Source organism: Acinetobacter sp. IK23 (assembly GCF_035615275.1).
GTDB classification, from domain to species: domain Bacteria; phylum Pseudomonadota; class Gammaproteobacteria; order Pseudomonadales; family Moraxellaceae; genus Acinetobacter; species Acinetobacter seifertii.
In genome coordinates, this window is record NZ_JANBNX010000018.1 from 1 (window position 1) to 21,724 (window position 21,724).

Annotated in this window: 19 protein-coding genes, 2 tRNA genes, 1 other RNA gene and 2 pseudogenes; 8 read left to right on the forward strand and 16 right to left on the reverse strand. The window is 39.1% G+C overall.

Annotation, left to right across the window (positions count from 1 at the left end):
• From MSG95_RS12535 to MSG95_RS12555, 5 genes are all read right to left on the reverse strand, one after another.
• Positions 1-139: GTP-binding protein (locus tag MSG95_RS12535; protein WP_227545342.1), on the reverse strand; the 139-nt coding region annotated here is incomplete at its 3' end.
• Between the two features lie 94 nt (positions 140-233).
• Complete coding sequence (gene fusA, locus MSG95_RS12540) at positions 234-2,372, reverse strand: elongation factor G (RefSeq protein ID WP_263613080.1); 2,139 nt, start codon at positions 2,370-2,372, stop codon at positions 234-236.
• Positions 2,373-2,550: 178 nt separating this feature from the next.
• A complete protein-coding gene (gene rpsG, locus MSG95_RS12545) occupies positions 2,551-3,021 on the reverse strand; it encodes a 30S ribosomal protein S7 (RefSeq protein ID WP_001138055.1) in 471 nt (156 codons plus the stop codon).
• Positions 3,022-3,180: 159 nt separating this feature from the next.
• A complete protein-coding gene (gene rpsL, locus MSG95_RS12550; RefSeq protein WP_002050319.1) occupies positions 3,181-3,555 on the reverse strand; it encodes a 30S ribosomal protein S12 in 375 nt (124 codons plus the stop codon).
• A gap of 200 nt (positions 3,556-3,755) precedes the next feature.
• Positions 3,756-5,072 (reverse strand): EcsC family protein, encoded by a 1,317-nt coding sequence (locus MSG95_RS12555; protein ID WP_324624697.1) that lies wholly within the window; start codon positions 5,070-5,072, stop codon positions 3,756-3,758.
• Positions 5,073-5,367: 295 nt separating this feature from the next.
• On the opposite strand from MSG95_RS12555, the gene MSG95_RS12560 reads away from it, so the two are divergent.
• From MSG95_RS12560 to MSG95_RS12580, 5 genes are all read left to right on the forward strand, one after another.
• Complete coding sequence (locus MSG95_RS12560; protein ID WP_004703335.1) at positions 5,368-6,597, forward strand: beta-ketoacyl synthase N-terminal-like domain-containing protein; 1,230 nt, start codon at positions 5,368-5,370, stop codon at positions 6,595-6,597.
• An 18-nt stretch (positions 6,598-6,615) separates the two neighbouring features.
• Entirely contained in the window at positions 6,616-7,068 is a 453-nt protein-coding gene (hemJ, locus tag MSG95_RS12565) for a protoporphyrinogen oxidase HemJ (protein WP_004703336.1), read from the forward strand.
• A 259-nt stretch (positions 7,069-7,327) separates the two neighbouring features.
• A complete protein-coding gene (locus MSG95_RS12570) occupies positions 7,328-7,888 on the forward strand; it encodes a hypothetical protein (RefSeq protein ID WP_324624696.1) in 561 nt (186 codons plus the stop codon).
• Positions 7,889-8,274: 386 nt separating this feature from the next.
• A complete protein-coding gene (locus MSG95_RS12575; protein WP_134262147.1) occupies positions 8,275-9,900 on the forward strand; it encodes an NAD+ synthase in 1,626 nt (541 codons plus the stop codon).
• Positions 9,893-10,921: a hypothetical protein gene (locus MSG95_RS12580; RefSeq protein ID WP_324624695.1), complete on the forward strand. Its 1,029-nt coding sequence runs from the start codon at positions 9,893-9,895 to the stop codon at positions 10,919-10,921. Before MSG95_RS12575 ends, MSG95_RS12580 begins: the two co-directional genes overlap by 8 nt.
• A 43-nt stretch (positions 10,922-10,964) precedes the next feature.
• Here the strand turns inward: MSG95_RS12580 and MSG95_RS12585 are convergent.
• The 7 genes and pseudogenes from MSG95_RS12585 to coaD all read right to left on the reverse strand — a co-directional run bounded on the left by MSG95_RS12585 (position 10,965) and on the right by coaD (position 13,959).
• Positions 10,965-11,041, reverse strand: a tRNA-Met gene (locus MSG95_RS12585).
• A gap of 157 nt (positions 11,042-11,198) precedes the next feature.
• Positions 11,199-11,606 (reverse strand): annotated as a pseudogene (gene cntB / locus MSG95_RS12590) (carnitine monooxygenase, reductase subunit CntB); the annotation flags it as partial.
• A pseudogene (locus tag MSG95_RS12595) lies at positions 11,607-12,531 on the reverse strand (porin); the annotation flags it as partial.
• Between the two features lie 148 nt (positions 12,532-12,679).
• Positions 12,680-12,756: transfer RNA gene (locus tag MSG95_RS12600), tRNA-Met, on the reverse strand.
• 64 nt (positions 12,757-12,820) lie between these two features.
• Positions 12,821-13,175: RNase P RNA component class A (gene rnpB, locus MSG95_RS12605), an RNA gene on the reverse strand.
• 27 nt (positions 13,176-13,202) lie between these two features.
• Complete coding sequence (locus tag MSG95_RS12610) at positions 13,203-13,466, reverse strand: YfhL family 4Fe-4S dicluster ferredoxin (RefSeq protein WP_004703368.1); 264 nt, start codon at positions 13,464-13,466, stop codon at positions 13,203-13,205.
• Between the two features lies 1 nt (position 13,467).
• Positions 13,468-13,959, reverse strand: a complete 492-nt coding sequence (coaD, locus tag MSG95_RS12615; RefSeq protein WP_004703369.1) for a pantetheine-phosphate adenylyltransferase — start codon at positions 13,957-13,959, stop codon at positions 13,468-13,470.
• A gap of 135 nt (positions 13,960-14,094) precedes the next feature.
• Between coaD and smpB the strand changes: the two genes are divergently transcribed.
• On the forward strand, positions 14,095-14,571 hold the full coding sequence (gene smpB, locus MSG95_RS12620) for an SsrA-binding protein SmpB (RefSeq protein WP_004641603.1): 477 nt from the start codon (positions 14,095-14,097) through the stop codon (positions 14,569-14,571).
• A gap of 49 nt (positions 14,572-14,620) precedes the next feature.
• On the opposite strand, the gene MSG95_RS12625 is transcribed toward smpB, so the two are convergent.
• The 3 genes from MSG95_RS12625 to rluD form a co-directional block, all read right to left on the reverse strand.
• Entirely contained in the window at positions 14,621-15,172 is a 552-nt protein-coding gene (locus tag MSG95_RS12625; RefSeq protein WP_019456634.1) for a flavodoxin family protein, read from the reverse strand.
• Positions 15,173-15,395: 223 nt separating this feature from the next.
• Positions 15,396-16,133 (reverse strand): peptidoglycan editing factor PgeF, encoded by a 738-nt coding sequence (gene pgeF / locus MSG95_RS12630; protein WP_324624694.1) that lies wholly within the window; start codon positions 16,131-16,133, stop codon positions 15,396-15,398.
• Between the two features lie 11 nt (positions 16,134-16,144).
• Positions 16,145-17,197, reverse strand: a complete 1,053-nt coding sequence (gene rluD, locus MSG95_RS12635; protein WP_174740538.1) for a 23S rRNA pseudouridine(1911/1915/1917) synthase RluD — start codon at positions 17,195-17,197, stop codon at positions 16,145-16,147.
• A 71-nt stretch (positions 17,198-17,268) separates the two neighbouring features.
• Between rluD and MSG95_RS12640 the strand changes: the two genes are divergently transcribed.
• Together MSG95_RS12640 and MSG95_RS12645 are read left to right on the forward strand one after the other, a co-directional pair.
• Complete coding sequence (locus MSG95_RS12640; RefSeq protein WP_174722587.1) at positions 17,269-18,387, forward strand: outer membrane protein assembly factor BamD; 1,119 nt, start codon at positions 17,269-17,271, stop codon at positions 18,385-18,387.
• Between the two features lie 158 nt (positions 18,388-18,545).
• Positions 18,546-20,411, forward strand: a complete 1,866-nt coding sequence (locus tag MSG95_RS12645; protein ID WP_324624692.1) for a DNA primase — start codon at positions 18,546-18,548, stop codon at positions 20,409-20,411.
• Here MSG95_RS12645 and hemA read toward each other — a convergent pair.
• Positions 20,408-21,691: a glutamyl-tRNA reductase gene (gene hemA / locus MSG95_RS12650; RefSeq protein ID WP_077164615.1), complete on the reverse strand. Its 1,284-nt coding sequence runs from the start codon at positions 21,689-21,691 to the stop codon at positions 20,408-20,410. The genes MSG95_RS12645 and hemA overlap by 4 nt on opposite strands.
• Positions 21,692-21,724 lie beyond the last annotated feature (33 nt).

Consider the following 21,724-nt stretch of genomic DNA (forward strand, 5'->3'; position numbering starts at 1 on the left):
AATCTTTCGCTTCACCGCCGTAAGTTTTTGCACAAATAGTTGCAATCGCAGCAGTTAAAGTTGTTTTACCATGGTCAACGTGACCGATTGTGCCCACGTTTACGTGTGGCTTATTACGTTCAAACTTGGCTTTAGCCATGATGATCTTCCTTTATTAACTACTCATGGAGGGTCACCCCATGAGCACTTGGTTTTCAACTAAGAATTAGTTAGGGCTTATAGTAATCGAAAGATTACTCGTCGTCACCTTTTTTACCGCCAGCTTGGAATTTAGCAATGATGCCTTCAGCCACGTTACGTGGAGTTTCAGCATATTTAGCAAATTCCATTGAGTAAGTCGCACGACCTTGAGACATAGAACGCATTTGAGTCGCGTAACCAAACATCTCAGCAAGAGGAACTTCTGCTTTAATTGCTTTTGTTCCACCAGGAAGATCGTCCATACCTTGAACCATACCACGACGACGGTTTAAGTCACCCATGATATCGCCCATGTAGTCTTCTGGAGTTTCTACTTCAACTTTCATGATAGGTTCAAGAAGGATAGGATCCGCTTTCATGAAACCATCACGGAAGGCATAAGAACCAGCCATTTTGAACGACAATTCGTCAGAGTCGACATCGTGGTAAGAACCGTCGAAAAGAACAGCTTTAACGCCTACAACTGGGTAACCAGCCAAGACACCATTCTTCATACGTTCTTGAATACCTTTATCAACTGCACCGAAGAATTCTTTAGGTACTACACCACCAACAACTTCTTCAGCGAATTCGTATTCTTTACCAGCAGCTTCAACGTCAAGCGGTTCTAAACGAACATATACGTGACCGAATTTACCTTTACCACCAGTTTGACGTACGAATTTACCTTCTTGCTCAACAGTTTTCTTAATCGTTTCACGATAAGCAACCATTGGTTTACCGATATTCGCTTCAACACCGAATTCACGCTTCATACGGTCAACGATGATGTCAAGGTGAAGCTCACCCATACCAGCAATAATTGTTTGACCAGATTCTTCATCAGTACGTACACGGAACGATGGATCTTCTTTCGCCAAACGACCTAAAGCGATAGACATTTTTTCTTGGTCTGCTTTAGTTTTTGGTTCAACAGCCAATGAAATTACTGGCTCTGGGAATTCCATACGCTCAAGAGTAATGATATTTTTCTCATCACATAATGTATCACCAGTTGTAACGTCTTTAAGACCTACACACGCTGCGATATCACCTGCACGGATTTCTTCAAGATCTTGACGCTCGTTCGCGTGCATTTGCACGATACGGCCGATACGTTCACGCTTAGATTTAACTGGGTTATAAACCGGATCACCTTGTTTAAGAACACCAGAGTAAACACGTACGAATGTTAAGTTACCTACGAATTTATCGTTCATGATTTTGAACGCAAGCGCAGAGAACGGAGCTTCGTCAGATGCTTCACGAGACGCTTTAGTTTCGTCTTTGTCGTCAAGGATACCTTCGATCGCTTTAACTTCTGTAGGTGATGGTAAGAATTCAATTACAGCGTCCAACATACGTTGAACACCTTTGTTTTTGAACGCAGAACCACAAAGCATTACTTGAATTTCAGAAGCTAATGTACGAGCACGTAAACCAGCGATGATGTCTTCTTTAGAAAGATCACCTTCTTCTAGGTACTTGTCCATTAATTCTTCAGAAGCTTCAGCAGCTGCTTCAACCATATTAGTACGCCATTCTTGAGCAGTATCAACTAGGTCAGCAGGAATATCACCGTATTCAAACTTCATACCTTGAGAAGCTTCATCCCAGATGATTGCCTTCATTTCGATAAGGTCAACAACACCTTGGAATGTGTCTTCAGCACCGATTGGCACAACGATTGGCACAGGGTTACCGCCCAAACGTGTTTTCATTTGTTCAACAACACGGAAGAAGTTTGCACCAGTACGGTCCATCTTGTTCACGAATGCTAAACGAGGCACTTTATATTTGTTTGCTTGACGCCATACAGTTTCAGACTGAGGCTGTACACCACCAACTGCACAGTAAACCATGCACGCACCGTCAAGAACACGCATAGAACGTTCAACTTCGATTGTGAAGTCTACGTGTCCCGGTGTATCAATTACGTTGATACGGTGTTGTTGGAATTGGTTAGCCATACCAGACCAGAAACAAGTTGTAGCAGCAGAGGTAATTGTAATACCACGCTCTTGCTCTTGTTCCATCCAGTCCATTGTTGCTGCACCGTCGTGTACTTCACCAATTTTGTGAGATACACCTGTGTAGAACAAAATACGTTCAGTTGTAGTTGTTTTACCTGCGTCAATGTGCGCAGAAATACCGATGTTACGGTAACGAGTAATTGGGGTTTGGCGAGCCATGATATCTACATTCCTAAATGTTATCTTTAAAACAGGACGCATCAATTAAATTGATGCGCACGAATACTCAAACGGGGCAACTTAAATACCCGCAAAGCCCCCACTTTGGTAGAGAGCAATGTTGAATCTAGCTACTGTATGCATGAGTATTCTCCTGATTAGGGACTGTTTTATCCGCTTAGAAACGGTAGTGAGAGAAGGCTTTGTTAGCTTCTGCCATACGATGCACGTCTTCACGTTTTTTGATCGCGGCACCTTTGCCTTCAGCTGCATCAAGCAACTCGCCAGCAAGACGTAAAGCCATCGTTTTTTCAGAACGCTTAGCAGCAGCATCTACTAACCAACGCATTGCTAAGGCAGTACGACGGGATGGGCGTACTTCCATAGGTACTTGATAAGTAGCACCACCAACACGGCGTGCTTTTACTTCGACCATAGGACGAACTTTTTCAAGAGTAGTCTCGAAAAATTCAACTGGGTCTACTTTGTTTTTTTCTTGAACGCGTTCTAAAGCACCGTAAACGATACTTTCAGCAATAGATTTTTTACCATCTTGCATTACGTGGTTCATGAATTTAGCGATTGTTTGGCTGCTAAATTTTGGATCTGGAAGGATCTCACGAGCAGCGACTACGCGACGTCTTGGCATTTTAATACACCTAATAATATGACACTTCAGGATAATCCAGCAGTTTGTACAAGTGTCATGTACACGACGCTGGCCTTACTATACGTCGCTTGAATTACAAATCTATGAAGAATTCAAACAAGCGAAACGCTAAAGGGCTTTTGGACTAGTTTCCTAGAATTACTTCTTAGGACGCTTAGTACCGTATTTAGAACGTGATTGATTACGATCTTTAACGCCGGCACAGTCTAAAGAACCACGAACGGTATGGTAACGTACACCTGGTAAGTCTTTAACACGACCACCACGGATAAGAACAACACTGTGCTCTTGTAAGTTATGACCTTCACCACCGATGTAGCTAGATACTTCAAAACCTGAAGTTAAGCGAACACGGCAAACCTTACGCATAGCTGAGTTAGGTTTTTTAGGTGTAGTTGTATAAACACGTGTACAAACACCACGACGTTGTGGACAAGCCTTCAACGCAGGAACTTTGGATTTTTCAACCAAAGTCGTACGACCCTTACGGATCAACTGATTCGTTGTTGCCATATGGCAATTCTCCCGTTATTAAAAAACCTCAAAAAGAAAATACCTCTTTTTAAGGGCACATAATTGTAAGCTAAGATGCAAAAATGGTCAACACGGCAATAATTACCAAATGTTGACCATATCAATGTTTGACAGGATGACTTACAAAACTAAATAGGGGTGAAATTTCGTTTTGAAACCCTATCTTTGTAATTGTATTGTTAAGAGTACTTTTGATCTTCTATAACATCATCATTTTCAATTTCTAATGCTGGTTTTTGTTCACTATGCTCGTGCTCGACCACATGTTTTTCTGCAAGCTGCTCAATACCTTGATGAACATTTTCTTGCACTTTTTCTTCACTTTTTTCAGAAGTATTCGATTTAACCACAACTGCCACTTTTGAAATTACATCATGATTTTCTATTTCATGATGTTGTGCCGCGTGAATACTGCCATTTTCTCCAACATTCAAAAGACGTGGACTTGCCTTTTGAATAAGAGTCACCGCAGCATAATAAGCTTGAAGTGGTGATAAATGCTCATTCGGATGTTCATTTAAATAGTGTCGTGCAGCACCAAAAATGGCTTGTGCCTTATGACCTACATCTTCTTGTAACTTCCAACTGTAAACAGCACTGAGTACAGCACCTACTGCAGGAGTAAATTTACCAACAGAAGCAAGTTGCGGAACTTTATTTAACCAGTTCCATTTAAACTCGCCATTTTCATCAACCAACCATTTTTTCAAGGTTTCAATATCATTTGAAGACCCCAGTAATTGCTGAAACTGTTGAACATCTTGTGTCTCTAACATATTACGTAACGCTTTTAATGCCAAAAGTACCGTCTGCTTTTCAGCAATCAGACTGATATCGACTTCTTTAAAAATAAACTCAACAACATCTTGATCACTTCCATCATTTAAATCGAAACCATGTGATCTTCCAGTTTGATAAATTGTTCTTAAAACCAAAACTAAAGATACAGGAATATCTACGGCCGCTCCTGCCATACCAGATACACCTGTAATCGCCCCTTGTATTGTTGCAATCAATTTATTTTGTTCAATCAGCGCCTGACTTAAACGTTGAGAGCGTGAAGTATCCTTAGTTAACTCAAATAGGTCTTTTGCACCCGCCTCTTCTAATATTTTTTCAGTAAGTGTACTTTTTGAACTAAAGTCATTCAGCGCATCAAATAAATAGCTTGATATTTTCTCATTCCAGTCAGGTGAAATAAATGTGGCAATACCATTGACCTTTCTAAAATGACGACCAAAAACTTGGCGAGTAACTTTAGGTAAATGTTCACGTAACATTTGTTGTGGACTTTCATATTGTTCCACTTCAAATGGACTTTTGTTTCTAGCATTACCTTCTACTGTTTTGCCATTCGCAAGTGGCTCGACCAACTTACTGACCTCACCTATTTGGCTTTGCTGCAAGATGTTTAAGCCAGTAGAACTGAGCTTTTTAGCCACTCCGAAGACCTGAGAAAACAAATTGTCAGATTGATTATTATTAAATTTTGTCATCCAGTACCTCGATTTTTTAATTTATCTAATTAGAGATAAATACTAGGTGGAATGTAGATTTATCTCAACTTGAATGTGTGTATTTTAGTTAACCCTAAATGAAACATACTATGTATTTGGTTATTTTTTTAAATGCAAAATTGACATAAAGATTTGCCATAAGAAATAAAAAACCTTTCTGCTATCATGGTAACAACGAAAACATATGTCTAATGTTCTTCCAGCTATCTTCTCCTATCATTTAATAGCTGCTGATGTTCATAGACTTTAAATATCACCATAAAGGGACCTGTAGATGAAACGTGTCGTAATCACTGGTATGGGTATTAACTCATGTATCGGTAACTCTTTAGAAGCAGTTACTCACTCACTTCAAAATGGAATCTCGGGGACACGTTTTAACCCAACTTACGCTGAACTTAATTTTAAAAGCCATGTCAGCGCTGCTGCAGAACAAGATTTTGATCATATCGACCGTAAATTAAAACGCTTTATGGGCGTTTGTGCGATGTATGCTTACAACGCTGCTGTAGCTGCGGTTGAACATGCAGGACTCACACCTGAACAAATTGGCGGCAACCCACGTTATGGTATTGCAGGTGGTTCAGGTGGTGGTTCAACTGCATCTGTTGTTGAAATGACTGAGTTATTAGAAACTAAAGGTGCACGTAAAGTAGGTCCTTTCTTTGTACCACGTAATATGTCAAATACCATTACGGCAAACGTAGGTGTTGCATTTAAACTACAAGGTATTGCTCATACTATTACAAGTGCTTGCGCAACTTCTGCAGATGCAATTGGTTATGCATATAACCTTATTCAACTTGGCAAACAAGATCTTATGCTTGCTGGTGGTGGTGAAGAAGATCATTGGTCTCAAAGTTTATTGTTTGATGCAATGGGCGCACTTTGCTCAAAATATAACGATACTCCTGAAACTGCATCTCGCCCTTATTCAGCAGACCGTGACGGTTTCGTAATTGCTGGCGGTGGTGGTTTCGTAGTACTTGAATCGCTTGAGCACGCACAAGCACGTGGTGCGAATATTTTAGCTGAAGTTGTCGGTTATGCAGCAAACAGTGATGGTGCAGATATGGTTGCTCCAAGTGGTGAAGGTGCTACACGCTGTATTTTAATGGCACTTGAAGAAGCTAAACAGCATGGCGTAGAAACAATTGACTATGTAAATACACATGGTACTTCTACTCCAGCGGGTGATGTTACTGAACTTAAAGCAATGGAACGTGCTTTTGGTGAAGGTAAAGTACCACCTTTAAGCTCAACTAAATCTATGACTGGTCATAGCTTAGGAGCAGCTGGCGTTCAAGAAGCTATCTACTCTGTTCTTATGATGCAAAATGACTTTATTGCACCAAACATCAACGTAACTGAACTTGATGAAGGCGCAAAACCTTTTGATATCGTACTTGAAAAACGTGATGCAAAATTGAATACTGTAATGAGTAACAGTTTTGGCTTTGGCGGTGTAAACGCTTGCCTAATTTTCAAGAAGTGGGATGCATAATCCCACCTAGGATTAACGATGGATGCACCTTCTGATGCTTTTTTGTGGGTAAAAGCATTACATATTATTGCTGTGGTTTGTTGGTTCGCTGCTTTGTTCTACTTACCACGATTATATGTTTATCATGCTATGAGTGAAGATGCTGCAAGTCATCAACGCTTTGAAGTAATGGAACGTAAGTTGTATCGAGGAATTATGTGGCCTTCTATGATTGCCACATTAATTACTGCACACTTTCTTGTAGAGTGGGGTGATGCAACTCGACATTACCATGAAGCCACATGGTTTTACTTAAAAGTTGGACTAGTGGCTTTATTAGTGGTTTACCATTTAGTGTGTGGTTACTATCGCAAAAAGCTTATCGGAAATGCTCACTATAAATCACATAAGTTCTGGCGTTTCTTCAATGAAATGCCAACCTTAATTTTATTTGCGGTTGTGATTTTAGTTGTCGTAAAACCTCAGTTTTAACTGGGGTTTTTTTATTGTCTAAGACTTCTTATTTAATTTTTTAATTCATTTCAGTCAGTTAACTATTTTCAATTAAGCTTATTAATGGTCACGACTCCTTTATAATCAATAATTAGAATAAGATTTTACAAGCCTCTGATCAGATTCAAAGTAGACATTTTGTCAATAAGGTACTCAAATCATCAAGTAAGAAATAAATATCGTTCATTGTGTCTGTCTTTCAACATAGTTGATGTATGTTATGCTGCTAAACAAATAGATGAACTTATTTAATAGCAAAACTATGTTCACTCTCAGCACCTTTAAACTCGTCCTAGATCGACAATTTATTATTTTTACTCTTTTTATTCTTCGTCACTTAAAAAGCTATCCAATTCGATTTCTTACGCCTGAAGAAAAAGCTTTAGCGCAAAGGGTTTTTGGAGATCTGCTAGATTGTGAACGCCCTAAAATTATTGCTACTCGTTACTTACCTTGGCAAGCTCATGGAATTTTGATGGCTCCAAATGGAAATATCTATGTAAATTTTTCTGACTATAGTAGCAATTACGCTTTAGAGTCTAAGTTCATACAAGGTATTTTTATTCATGAACTCACCCATGTTATGCAATATCAGCGAGGTATTCATGTATTACTAAAAGGCGCATTTTTACAATCTGCCTATTACCTCAGCTTTAAATATTATAATCCTTACAAATACACCTATCATCCGCAAAAAGCATTTAGCTCTTACAATATTGAACAACAAGGAGAGATTGCGAGAGATATCTGTTCAGGGAAGCTACCCAATATTATTTGTTTACCTCAACTGGATTTGTAAGCAAATAATTGAGTTTGACTTCAACGTAACATTTTTACCAACTTACTCAACGCAAATTTTATAAACAAAAAAATATGAAAATAAAGTTGAGATTTGAGTTTATTACTGTCAAATTATTGAAAATAAGTATAAAAACTTATTCCAAATTTTGGAGTGTTAAGGCAGTATACAAACAATAAAAATAATGAAGCTTGTTTCTATTGTATACAGAAAATCTCGTTATTTTTACGCAGAAAATATGTGATTGGTATATATTATTGATCTTGACATTTTTGTTTACTATTTTACTTGTTTATTATCGTATCATACACATCGTTGAAAAATTATATTTATAAAAATCAACACTATGTGTATTTATATTCGTTATGATCTAGGATTAGGTTTGAATGAAAAGTTTTAAAGTTGCCCTTGCTCAGTTTTCTCCGCATATTGGCAATATTGACTCAAACACCCAAAAGATGATTGAGCAAGCAAATCAGGCGAAAAAACAAGACGCTGACCTGATTATTTTTCCTGAGCTTTCTGTGATTGGTTATCCAGCTGAAGACTTATTGTTACGTCCAAATTTAAACAAACGTATGCAAAAGGCTTTTGCTCAACTTAGCGAAGTTAAAGATATTGTGATGGTTTTCGGCTTCGTGAACCAGAGTGAAGATGGCCAACGTTATAATTCAGCTGCTGTCATGAAAGATGGTCAGGTTTTAGGTGTTTTCAATAAACACAACTTGCCAAACTATAGCGTTTTTGATGAAAAGCGCTATTTCGAAAAAGGTCATCAACATTTGGTATTTGAATACCTTGGTCATAAGTTTGGTGTCCTCATTTGCGAAGATATTTGGTCAATCAATACAGTTAAACAATTAAGCCAATTAAATGTTGATACTGTACTTGTACTTAATGCATCTCCATATGAAGTAGGTAAACCACAACATCGCAAACAAACATTAAGCGAGCTTGCAAAACAACTTCACTTAAATATTGTTTATGTCAACCAAGTTGGTGGACAAGATGATTTAATTTTTGATGGTTCAAGTTTTGTCAGCAATCAAAATGGTGAAATTGCTTTACAAGCACCAAGCTTTAAAGAAGATCTTTATATTGCTGAATTTGACCGTGATACCAAATTATATAAAGTCACTGAGTCTGCTCCAGCATTGGAAACTTTTGCAGAAATCTATCAAAGCTTAGTTATGGCAACGCGTGACTATGTAGAGCGTTCAGGTTTCCCTGGTGTAATCTTAGGTCTATCTGGTGGTATTGACTCTGCCCTTACACTTGCAATTGCTGTTGATGCAATTGGTGCAGAAAAAGTACAAGCTGTAATGATGCCATACACTTACACGTCTCAAATTAGTGTAGAAGATGCGGCAGAACAAGCTCGCCGTATGGGCGTGACTTTCGGTATTGCTGAAATACATTCAATCGTAAATAGCTTCATGCAAACGCTATATCCATTCTTTGGTAACTCACCAGCGGATGCAACTGAAGAAAATTTACAAGCGCGCGCTCGTGGCACATTGCTTATGGGCCTATCTAACAAGTTTGGTAATTTGGTGCTTTCTACAGGTAATAAATCTGAACTTTCAGTTGGCTACTGCACACTCTATGGCGACATGGTGGGTGGCTTTGCTGTTCTCAAAGATGTTTATAAAACAATCGTGTTTGAATTAGCAAAATACCGTAATAGCTTAAGTGAAACTCCGGTTATTCCTGAGCGTGTAATTACCCGCCCACCTTCTGCAGAACTTCGTCCAGATCAAAAAGACCAAGACTCTCTACCAGCTTATGATGTATTGGATGCTATCCTATATGCATACATTGAAGAAGATTTAGGTCAGGCAGACATTATTGCCAAAGGTTTTGATAAAGAAGTTGTTGAAAAAGTCATCCGTTTAGTTGATCGTAATGAATACAAACGTCGTCAAGGTGCGATTGGCCCGAGAATTACCTCTCGTGCATTTAGTCGCGAACGACGTTATCCGATTGTCAACGGTTGGACAGCGAATGACTGAGCAGAAAAACTCATCAAAAACCACAGCACTTGCTCAAGCACTTTTGCTTGAGCAGGTGGAATTTTTCAAAAAACAATTATCGATAGAAAACTCACCTATTTATTTCCAGCAGTTCATCCAACTATTTATGCAACATGCTGACGAAATTAAGCTTTGTGAAGTTGTAGATTTAGAACAATTACAAGCCGTTGTGAAACGTTATGCTTTCGAAATGCAGCTTGGCGCTGGTTTACTTGAGTTTATTGGGGAAATTGCACAGCGTATTTATTTATCTGCTATGAAATCTCCAATTCAGCTACAAGACTTGGTATCCGATCACCAGTTTGAAATGTGGCTTTCCAAATTTTTGGAAATGGAGCATATTCCTCATTATCTGAATGAATTTTTAAGAACCAGCCCTTCTGTTCAACAGCTTTGCCAATATATTGCAACCTCAACCTTAGAACAAAAATTACCAAAATTTTTAACTGCCTCGACAGTAAATGACTACCATTTTGAATGGCAACATAAACTTAAAAAATTCTCGTTTTTACAGCAACAACGTCTCGAGCACAAACTTGAAACGTGGATTGCCAGTTTTATTCATGAACAGCTTACTGAATTAAGCCTTTTATCGGCTGAAGACTTAGAAAGCCTAGTACGTCATGTCTGGGAAGATATTAGACATAAAAAAATGTATGAGTTTATGAAACAGCTCACTCCTCTCGATGTTGAGGAGTTCTTTGTTTTAATTTATGAATACTGGAAAGAGCTACGCCAGTCGCAATTTATGCAAGATCTTATTTTGTATGGCGTCGAAGTTTTTTATGATTTTTATAAAGATCAAAGTCTATTTGAAGTGTTAAGTGAGATTGGTTTAACCGAAACTGACTTACAAACTGAAGCTTTACGCTTTTATCCGAAAGTTATGGATGCCTTTAATGAGCACGGTATTTTGGAACCGTTACTTCAAGCGCTCTTAGCTCCTTTTTATCAAAGCTCAAAAACACTCGATATGATTGAAAAATATTTTAATGAGTAAAAAATAGATAAAAAGAAACCACGCAGGAGCGTGGTTTTTAAAATGGTGGCTATGACGAGACTTGAACTTGTGACCCCCGCATTATGAGTGCGGTGCTCTAACCAACTGAGCTACATAGCCGTAAACTGTGTGCGCATTATCTATAGTTCTGTATAGCAGGTCAATACTTCAAAACTCTTAATGCCTACCAAATGAACAAATATGATTCATACCACTATTATTTGTTCATTTTTTAGCAAATTTACAATTTAAGCAATTGATCGGCCACAGAAATATATTAAAGATCTAATACGAGCTTTTTACCTTTGGCTCGCGATACACAAATCATCATGCTCTTTTGTGAAGCCTTTTCTGCATCACTTAAGTATTGATCGAAATGCTCTGCCTCACCTTCTAAAATAGCAGTTTCACACGTACCGCAAACGCCTTCTCGGCATAAACATTCCACATCGATATTTAATGTTTCGATAGCTTGTAAAATAGTCTGGTTACTTTGTACTTCAATTTCTTGATTAGACTTAGCAAGTACTACTGTAAAAGCTTCACCATCTTCAGGAACTGTTGAGGCAAATTGTTCCCAGTGAATGTACTCATCGCGGTAACGGTGTTTATTACAGCAATCAATCACTGCATCAATCATAGGTTTAGGACCACATACATAGACATGCGTGCCTTTTGGCTGCAAGGTGTAATTAATCTCATTAACCAAATATTTACCTTTATTGGCGACTTGATATGGATAATCAAATGCACCAATGGTTGAACTATTTGGCAATAAATCATCCCCATTGGTGACATCTTGCTTGCCTGCCAAGAACATCCATTGCCAAGCTTGGTATTGGGTTTGAGCAAAAACGTTCCAAGATTTACGGTGTCCATCTATATTTGTTCTTTTATTTTCTAAATCAGAATACCAAGCTGACACACCTAGCTCAGTCGAAAAATTTTGAGTCTTATCAATTTCAAATTTTCTAGATGCTCGGCCAATCCACATATTTTTTTCTTCAATATTAGTGCCATTCGACAAGTCATCAGCTTCAACAAAATTACCACTGTAACGGCTTGAGTTTTTTGATGTTCCCTTATAATTTCCTCCATCTGTTGGATAGAAACCTAAGGTCAAATTGTATTTGTCATATGCAAATTTATATTTAATACCTAAATTATCAATATCTTCTAAACCAACGGTATTTAAAAGCGTCTCGTAATAACTACTTCCCCAAAATTCGCCAAAGCCAAAAATCAACAGGCTGTAAACCTACCGTAATTCTTTGCTGGTCAGATAGCTTATAGCCTGCCCATGCTTTTTTTAGGAAAATTGCATCACACAAACGATTATATTGGTAACAACGGGCATCTAGACCTGCAGTCCAATCTGGATTTTCATAACCCAACACTAATTTAATGTCTGTGAGTCGCCAGTCATCATTTTGAGAACCTTCATTGGCCCCAACCACATAATCCTTATGCAAATAACGGGAACGTACCGCACCAGACACTTTAAATTGACCCGAATCTAAAGTTGGATCACCCCAACTCAAATCAGCCGCAGAGACTTGTACACCCGCAGATAAACTCAAAATTCCTAAAAATAATAATGACCTTTTCATGTCTTCAACATCCTTGTTAAGTGTTATAAGAACATGAAGAAATTGGCTTGGACAAACAATGCCGGAACTATAAAGTCGGTCTTTACAAACTGTTTTTAATCAAAAAATAAGCATAAAAAAAGACCACGCAGGAGCGTGGTCTGTAAAATGGTGGCTATGACGAGACTTGAACTTGTGACCCCCGCATTATGAGTGCGGTGCTCTAACCAACTGAGCTACATAGCCGTAAACTGTGCGCGCATTATCTTAGCTTATTTACCGCGCGTCAAGAAAAATTTTAAATAAAATGAGGTGAAGTGAGCCTATAAGCCGGGTTCTGTCGAGGATGGTCATTCCTCTAGGCGTACAATCACTCATACGCTCAAGCGACCTACCCGAATCCAGTACGGGCCGCACCTAGGATTCCTATTTGGTCTTGCTTCTGGTGGGGTTTGCCATGCCGTGAACTGTTACCAGACACGCGGTGCGCTCTTACCGCACCCTTTCACCCTTACCTCACGAATGAGGCGGTCTACTCTCTGCTGCACTTTCCGTCGGCTTTCACCGCCCAGGCGTTACCTGGCACCCTGCCCTATGAAGCCCGGACTTTCCTCTCCTGCTTCAGTCACGAAGACCTCCACAGCAGCGACCATCCAGCTCACTTCAGGGGCGCATATTAACAAATTTATTCACTAATTGCTTGTGCTTTTTTGAGCAATTAATCTTTTATATTTGTCTAATAGCTGTTCTTCCGTCTCCTCATGCTGCGGATCTTTAGGAATACAGTCTACTGGACAAAATAATTGACATTGTGGCTGGTCATGGTGACCAACGCACTCTGTACATAAATCTGGATGAATTTCATAAATCACTTCACCCATAAAAATAGCTTCATTTGGGCAAACTGGTTCACAAACATCACAGTTTATGCACTCATCGGTGATATATAACGACACTTTACCAACCTTGTTGATGTTTACGTTCAAAAGCTTCAACCACAGCTTGCGGAACAAACTTGGTTACATCACCTCTTAAGCGTGCAATTTCTCGAATCAACGTCGAAGAAATAAAAGAATACTGTTCAGAAGGTGTTAAGAACACTGCTTCGAAATGTGGGTCCAACTGGCGATTCATATTAGCCAATTGAAACTCATATTCAAAATCAGAAACTGCTCTTAAACCGCGAAGTACCGCTGTAGCCTTTTGTTCTTTGAAAAAATTAACCAGTAAGCCATCAAAACCTACAAACTCAACATTTGATAGATGACCTAATGATGATTGTGCCAGTGCAACTCTCTCTTCTAGACTGAACAAAGGGTTCTTATGATGTCCAATTGCAATAGCTACTACGACCTCATCAAACATTCTTGATGCTCTAGTAACTAAATCAACGTGCCCATTTGTGATAGGGTCAAATGTTCCAGGATAAATTACACGCGTTTTAGACATCCGCTAGTACTCTAATTGTATTGTGCGCCTATTTTAGCAAAAGTTATACATGAGGCGAAATATTGATATGTGGGAAAAAACTTCACCTTGGCATCAGTTTACGGCACAATAGAGGCAATTGTGGAAGTTTGAATTATGGCGAAAGCAACAGTAGTAAAGAAACATAATGGCGGAACCATCGCACAAAACAAACGTGCCCGTCATGATTATTTTATCGAAGAAAAATTTGAAGCAGGCATGTCACTTCAAGGTTGGGAAGTGAAATCCTTACGTGCTGGGCGTATGACTTTGACAGAAAGTTATGTCATTTTCAAAAATGGCGAAGCATTTTTACTTGGCTCACAAATTCAGCCTTTATTATCGGCTTCGACCCATGTTGTTCCTGAAGCAACACGTACTCGTAAGTTATTGCTCTCTCGACGTCAGCTTGAACACCTCATGGGTGCAGTTAACCAAAAAGGTTACTCATGCGTTCCTTTGGCGTGTTACTGGAAAGGTCATTTAGTTAAGCTGGAAATTGCGCTTGTGAAAGGTAAACAGCTTCACGACAAACGTGCGACTGAAAAAGACCGTGACTGGCAGCGTGATAAAGCCCGTATATTTCATAAGTAATTTAGTAAAAAAGCCTCTTTTAGAGGCTTTTTTATATCGCATGATTTACTTAATTTAATCTATATAAAAGACCAGCGATATATTCACCAAACCATTTAGCAGTATCTAAATCACCTTGTGGCGGGGTAATCTCAACAGGTGCATTATCTGACTGCGTCATTAAGCCCAAACAACTTGATAAACGGTTTAAATCAGTTTCAGTATGACCAGTTGTCATTAAAGGCAAACCAGACCACAGCATGCCGTGTTGCATCGCAAAAATATTAAGCTGCTGCAAAACTGCAAGCTTATCACCACTCAGACCACCTGAATTTGCAAAACCAGCAGCCAACTTGCCTTGCCATAACCGATTTTTCCAGCGTTTGGATGTGCTATCCATAAACTTTTTAAAATCAGCAGTTACACTGCCCATATAAGTTGGCGAGCCAAAAATAATTCCCTGTGAAGCGTCTAAAACATCCCAGTCAATGTGCTCAATATTCATCACATGTACTTTAACGCCCATCACTTCCGCTCCAGCAGCAATAGCAGAAGCTACCTTTGCAGTGTGGCCATAAGGGCTGTGATAGACAATTGAGAGATGTTTTTCAGGCAAAGACATAAGTTTAATAATTTGAGCGATTTTTTGTATTTTAGCATTTTATTAAAACTTGCTAAACCACGATCTGTGAATATCAAAAATTAGCTTTTTAAGGGATTATTTGAGTCAATATTAAAATTCCAAAAATAAAAAAATCTCCTATATTATTTAAACGTCTAAATAATATAAGAGATTGATATCACAACAATCGTACTTTCTTAAAGTGAATTGCGATTTTTATAAATTACATAAAAACAAAAGTTGCCATACGACCCGTTTTAGCATCGCGGCGGTAAGAGAAATACTCATCTTGCTGTTGATATGAGCACTGGTCTCCACCTAAAACTTGTTTCACGCCGAGTCTTTGCAAAATAAAGCGAGCAATCGCATATAAATCTGCATGAAATTTATCTGGTGCCGCTCCATCAACAAAAGCTGTTTCCAATTCAGGATACTTACTATAAAAAGCAGTTTTAACTTCCGCTCCAATTTCAAAGCAGGGTTGACTAATCGCAGCACCTAACCATGCCCAAGTTGGAGGATTTTGCATAGCAGCAACTGTATTTTCAATAATACCACCTGCCAAACCTCGCCATCCTGCATGTAAGTTAGCGACTTCAGTGCCCTCTGCATTGCCAAGTACCACAGGTAAACAATCGGCGGTCATCATCATTAATGCATGGCCTTTGGTTTGAGTAACCAAGCCATCTCCTATTAATGCTGTAAAGGGAATTTGTTCATTTACCGTATGACAAATCGTGCTATGTGTTTGGGTCATCCATGTCATTTTGTTAACGCCAAACTGAGCAAACTCATCTAAAAGCATCATTCGATGCTGCTGAACGCGTCCAGCTTCATCATTAACATGCAAAGCAAGATTAAAACCCGTTAATTCAGTTTGGTCCGTTGGCAATGCCAAAGGATGTTGAATACGCGTCTGCCCTACAAAAACACTTTGTGGTAAACCTTGAACAAATTCCATAATTCAGTTCCTTAGTAGGCTGCGTTTTCTGAACGTAACACATTAATCAACTGAGTAAAATCTTCAGGCCACGGCGCTTCAAATTGCATTTCTTCACCAGTACGCGGATGTTTTAAACCTAATTTAGCTGCATGTAATGCTTGACGTTTAAAACCACGTAAAGTTTCAATGAGTAATTCAGATGCACCAGCAGGCACACGTACACGGTTCATATAAACCTGATCACCAATCAAGCCATAACCAATGTAGCTAAAGTGCACACGAATCTGATGTGTTCGTCCTGTTTCAAGACGAGCTTGCACACGAGTAAAATCTTTAAAACGTTCTTTTACATTGTAGTGAGTCACTGCATCGCGTCCGCCCGGTAAAATAGCCATTTTCACACGGTCTACCGGATGACGTTTAATCGGCTCATCAATCGTACCGCCAGCAATGATATTTCCATAAACAACTAAGTCATATAAACGATAAACCGATTTATTTGCCAACTGCTTACTTAAAGAAAATTGGGCTTCTAGCGTTTTTGCAACAACCAATAAACCACTCGTATCTTTATCAATACGATGTACTAAACCAGCACGTGAAAGCTCTGCCAGTTTTGGGAAATGGTAAAGCAATGCATTCACTAAAGTTCCTGAACTATTACCCGCTCCAGGATGTACCACCATACCGACTGGTTTATTAATAACTAAAATATCTTCATCTTCATAAACAATATCAAGTGGGATATTTTCAGGCTGACTGGTCGTCTGTGCTTCTAACTCAACATTTAAAGTTAGGGTTTCAATGCCCTCACAACGATATTTAGGTTTTACGATGTTACCATTTACCAACAGATGACCTTCCTTCATCCATTGTTTCAGTTTTTCGCGGGAGAACTCACTCCACACCATAGCTGCAACTTGGTCGATACGTTGCCCTAAGTAGCTTTCATCCAGCTGAACTTGCAACGATAAACGTGTTGCAGTTGTATCAGAAGTATGGTTATCTGCATCCTCAGAATCTTCAAGTAAATTGAAGTCAGTTTCAGAGAAGTTTGTGTTTGAAGATTGTGCTGAAGTCATTTGATCATTGAGATAAAAGTGGTTTAATAGCGCAATTGTAGCTCATTGCCCAACATAACAGAGGAGTTTTTATGTCGCTACCACGTTATAAAATTACGATGCTTGCTCTATCTTTAGGTTTAGCGTCTGCATTTGTGGGCTGTAGCAGCAATCCAAGTAAAAAAGAAGTAGTCGATACTGGGCCTCAATCTAGTGAACAAGCGTATTTTGACAAAGCTCAAAAATCTCTTGATCGTGGACAATATCTTGACGCTGCTAAATCTTTAGAAGCGATTGATACCTATTATCCAACTGGACAATACGCACAACAAGCACAACTTGAACTTCTCTATTCAAAATTTAAACAAAAAGATTATGAAGGCGCGATTGCTTTAGCTGAACGCTTTATTCGTTTAAATCCTCAACATCCAAATGTAGATTATGCTTACTACGTTCGTGGCGTATCTAACATGGAACTGAACTATGATAGCTTGTTGCGTTACACATCTTTGCAACAATCTCATCGTGACATCAGTTATTTAAAAGTTGCTTATCAAAACTTCGTTGACCTGATTCGCCGCTTCCCAAGCAGCCAATATTCTGTCGATGCAGCACAGCGTATGAAGTTTATTGGTCAAGAGCTTGCTGAAAGTGAAATGAATACTGCTCGCTTTAACGTTAAACGTAAAGCATGGGTTGCAGCGGCTGAGCGTTCGCAATGGGTAATTGAACACTACCCACAAACACCTCAAGTGCCAGAAGCCCTAGCAACTTTGGCATATAGCTATGACCAACTGGGTGATAAAGCAACTTCACAACAATACATCGAAGTTCTAAAACTTAACTATCCTAGCCTTGTTAATAAAAATGGCACGGTAAATATGCGCGCTGCGCGTAAAGAAGGCAACTGGATTAACCGTGCTACCTTAGGTATTCTTGGTCGTGAATCTAAATCTGTAGCGGCTGAAACAGCCACTCCAGTTGAACCAAAACGCAGTCTACTTAACCGTGTAAGCTTTGGCTTAATGGGTAATTCAGGTAAAGAAGAAACTCAAGAAACAACCCAAGCACCAGTTGAGACTCCAAAAACTGAACGCAGTTGGACTAACCGTTTAAGCTTCGGTTTACTTGATAAACCAGAAAAATCAGCAGAAGGTGCAACAACTGCACCAGCAGCATCTTCGACTGAAGCTGGCGACGCTGCTCAGTAAGCAATAACAGCTTAAAAATAACCAACAAACAGGCAAGTGATATGACTTGCCTGTTTGTTTTTATAAAATAGTAAAATATTTATCGGGCATATCTCGTTTCATCATGTCAGAATAATCTGACCTATCGCATCATTAGTTTAAACACGGTTATCTGAATTATGGCAATTCCACAGCATACGATTGATCAGATTCTAGATCGCACAGATATTGTCGATCTGATCGGTCAACGTGTGAAATTGAAAAAGACCGGACGAACATATTCTGGTTGTTGCCCTTTTCATCAAGAGAAAACTCCATCATTCCATGTTTATCGCGATAAACAGTACTATCACTGCTTCGGCTGCCAAGCAAACGGTAATGCCATTCGCTTCTTAATGGATATTGATAACCGAAACTTTATCGATGTGATGAAGGAGTTATCGAGTAACGCGGGTATCGAATTACCCAAAGACAATACTGATAATAAAAAACTGTCTTATACACGCCAAGTTACCAAGCCACCAGTTCCAGAAAAAGCAGTTGTAGAACCAAATACTCAAGCACCTATAGATGATCAGTACAATACGCTTGAACCAGTATATTTTGATGATCCTTTTGCACAGTTCGAACAGCCATTTAGTTTTGATGAACCTGTACAAGAAGGTAATTTATACGACCTTTTGGAAAATGTTGCTCAATTTTACGAACACCAATTACCTACCAGTCAAAAAGCGAAGAAATACTTTAAGCAGCGTGGTTTAACTGATCAGACTATTCAGTTTTGGCGTTTAGGTTATGCTCCTGAAGATTGGCAGCATTTAGAAAAAGCTTTTCCTTACGATATTGAAGGTCTAAAGCAACTCGGACTCATCCGTTCAAGTGATAATGGCCGTGACTTTGACCTTTTACGTGATCGCGTTATTTTTCCAATTCGAGACTCTAAAGGCCGTGTAGTCGGGTTTGGTGGTCGTGCGCTTAATGACGAAATTAAACCCAAATACATTAACTCACCAGACTCAGAAGTTTTCCATAAAAACCAACTGCTTTATGGTTTATATGAAGGTAGAAAATTAAAGTCTAATGACTGGTTAATGGTTGAAGGATATATGGATGTCATTGCTTTACAGCAATATGGCATTACTGGTGCTGTCGCAACTTTAGGAACGGCGAGTAATACAGAACATCTTAATATTTTATTTAAACAAAATAATAGAATTACGATTGCCTTTGATGGTGATGCTGCTGGTCAAAAAGCAGCACGTCGAACTTTAGAAATTGCATTACCATTACTCAACGACGGTCGTGAGCTTAAATTCTTTGTATTGCCAAATGACCACGATCCAGACTCCTTAATACGTCGTGAAGGGCTCGAAAACTTCCAAAAGCTATTAGACCAAGCTCCGTTACTATCGGACTTTGTTTTCGCTCATCTTACTGGTCAGCATAATATCAGTACGCCTGAAGGTAAGAGTCTTGTCATGGGTGAGTTAAGAGAACTCACCGAGTTATTACCCAAACAAGGTTCCTTCCGTTATCTATTAACTCAATCTTTTCGTGAAAAATTAGGTTTAGGCAAGCGCTTTACCCCACAAGTTAGTCATGATGCATCGTTGTCATTTAATATCCAAACAAAAGATGAAGACTTTGCTGTCGCAATTTTGATGCACCACCCTTTTCTTTATATTCATTTTGAAGGATTACGTGCCTATATTCCGCAAGATGAACTATTGGCTAAAATATTAGCCATTTTAAACCGTATATTTGATGAATTGCCTGATGACCAAGAGCTAGCGACTTATTATGTTTTAGGTGCATGTAGCACTTATTGCCATGAAGTTGCAGATATTATGCAAAGAACCAATATTCAGGCATTAACTCAGGCACCTGAAGTAGCAGATAAACTTGCTAAAGAATATGCATTGGGTTTACAAGAAAGATATTTACGTCAAAAACTGAAATCTAAAATTTCATTAGTTGAGTCTAGAAACTTAAGACAACAACTCAATGAGCTCACCAAACAAATTAGCTTAAGACTGCTCTCTTAGTTTTTAGGCTTTCGCTCATGGTCAAATACATCCTGTAAATGCTGTTGTAACCACTCAAAGTAATCAGGACTTTCTGCTTTAGCAGCTTCACGTAACAACATAGAGGTTGGATGCATTAACTTTTGTGTCAAACGGTGGGCAAATTCTTTGAGAACTTGCTCTGGATTGACACCATTGTGCAAAGTATTCAAGGCATGAGTAAGCTCTTGCTGACTAATTTCCTCACTATGTTGGCGATAAGCATGGATTGTACCTCCCGCTTCTTTGACTTTTTGATGCGTAATCAATTGAGTTGCTAATTGATTCACCATGACTTCAGCTTCAACAGCCGCCTGACGACGTTGAGCCAAGTTTTCATCAATTACGCTTTGTAAGTCATCAACTCCGTATAAATAGACTCCATCAAGTGACTCAACTTTAGGGTCAATATCACGCGGTACGGCTAAATCCACCATCAACATTTGCTGATAACGACGTTTTTTCAATGCACTTTTGACATCCGCATAAGCAATCACTTGATGCAAACTGCCTGTACAACTTGAAACAACATCAGCACGATATAGATTTTCTGATAAAGCTGAAAAATCAATAATCTCAACTTCAACTTGATGTGTAATTTCTTGTGCTAACTGGTCAGCACGTTCACGACTGCGATTACAAATAATAATCTTGGCAACACCCATTTCTGCTAAGTGCTTAGCCACCAGACTATTCATTTCGCCTGCCGCAACCACCATTACTGTGAGCTTTTCAGGTTTACTAAAGACTTGTAAAGCTAATTGTGCAACAGCATAACCCATTGAAACTGCATGACTACCTACAGCCGTTTCTGACCGAACACGTTTAGCTGCGTAGAAAGCATATTCAAACACGCTATTTAATTCAGGAGAGACCGTCTGCGCTTCTTTAGACAATGCTAGAGCACTTTTCACCTGCCCTAAAATTTGTGGCTCACCCAACATGAGTGAATCTAAACCACTTGCGACACGCATTAAATGTGTGATGGCTTGAGCATTTTCGTAACGATAAACATGATGAATTAAATGCTTTACATCAATATTATTGGCGTCGGCTAACCATTTCAGAAGGCTTTCGGCATCTTCCGCCATGGCGTAGACTTCTGTACGGTTACAGGTCGAGACAACCACTAAGTCTTTTAAAGACTCATGATAACGTTGCTCGGCAAGCAAAGTACTTAATCTCTCTGCATTGAAAGCAATTTGCTCGCGGAGTTCTACAGAAGCTGTTTGATGGTTGACACCCAATGCAAAGAAAGACATATCAGATCATCATTTCGCTAAATTTATGCTATT

Coding starts and splice junctions, on each gene's coding strand:
- fusA (WP_263613080.1), bottom strand. CDS start 2,372: ATGGCTCGCCAAACCCCAATTACTCGTTACCGTAACATCGGTATTTCT.
- rpsG (WP_001138055.1), bottom strand. CDS start 3,021: ATGCCAAGACGTCGCGTAGTCGCTGCTCGTGAGATCCTTCCAGATCCA.
- rpsL (WP_002050319.1), bottom strand. CDS start 3,555: ATGGCAACAACGAATCAGTTGATCCGTAAGGGTCGTACGACTTTGGTT.
- MSG95_RS12555 (WP_324624697.1), bottom strand. CDS start 5,072: ATGACAAAATTTAATAATAATCAATCTGACAATTTGTTTTCTCAGGTC.
- MSG95_RS12560 (WP_004703335.1), top strand. CDS start 5,368: ATGAAACGTGTCGTAATCACTGGTATGGGTATTAACTCATGTATCGGT.
- hemJ (WP_004703336.1), top strand. CDS start 6,616: ATGGATGCACCTTCTGATGCTTTTTTGTGGGTAAAAGCATTACATATT.
- MSG95_RS12570 (WP_324624696.1), top strand. CDS start 7,328: ATGAACTTATTTAATAGCAAAACTATGTTCACTCTCAGCACCTTTAAA.
- MSG95_RS12575 (WP_134262147.1), top strand. CDS start 8,275: ATGAAAAGTTTTAAAGTTGCCCTTGCTCAGTTTTCTCCGCATATTGGC.
- MSG95_RS12580 (WP_324624695.1), top strand. CDS start 9,893: ATGACTGAGCAGAAAAACTCATCAAAAACCACAGCACTTGCTCAAGCA.
- coaD (WP_004703369.1), bottom strand. CDS start 13,959: ATGTCTAAAACGCGTGTAATTTATCCTGGAACATTTGACCCTATCACA.
- smpB (WP_004641603.1), top strand. CDS start 14,095: ATGGCGAAAGCAACAGTAGTAAAGAAACATAATGGCGGAACCATCGCA.
- MSG95_RS12625 (WP_019456634.1), bottom strand. CDS start 15,172: ATGTCTTTGCCTGAAAAACATCTCTCAATTGTCTATCACAGCCCTTAT.
- pgeF (WP_324624694.1), bottom strand. CDS start 16,133: ATGGAATTTGTTCAAGGTTTACCACAAAGTGTTTTTGTAGGGCAGACG.
- rluD (WP_174740538.1), bottom strand. CDS start 17,197: ATGACTTCAGCACAATCTTCAAACACAAACTTCTCTGAAACTGACTTC.
- MSG95_RS12640 (WP_174722587.1), top strand. CDS start 17,269: ATGTCGCTACCACGTTATAAAATTACGATGCTTGCTCTATCTTTAGGT.
- MSG95_RS12645 (WP_324624692.1), top strand. CDS start 18,546: ATGGCAATTCCACAGCATACGATTGATCAGATTCTAGATCGCACAGAT.
- hemA (WP_077164615.1), bottom strand. CDS start 21,691: ATGTCTTTCTTTGCATTGGGTGTCAACCATCAAACAGCTTCTGTAGAA.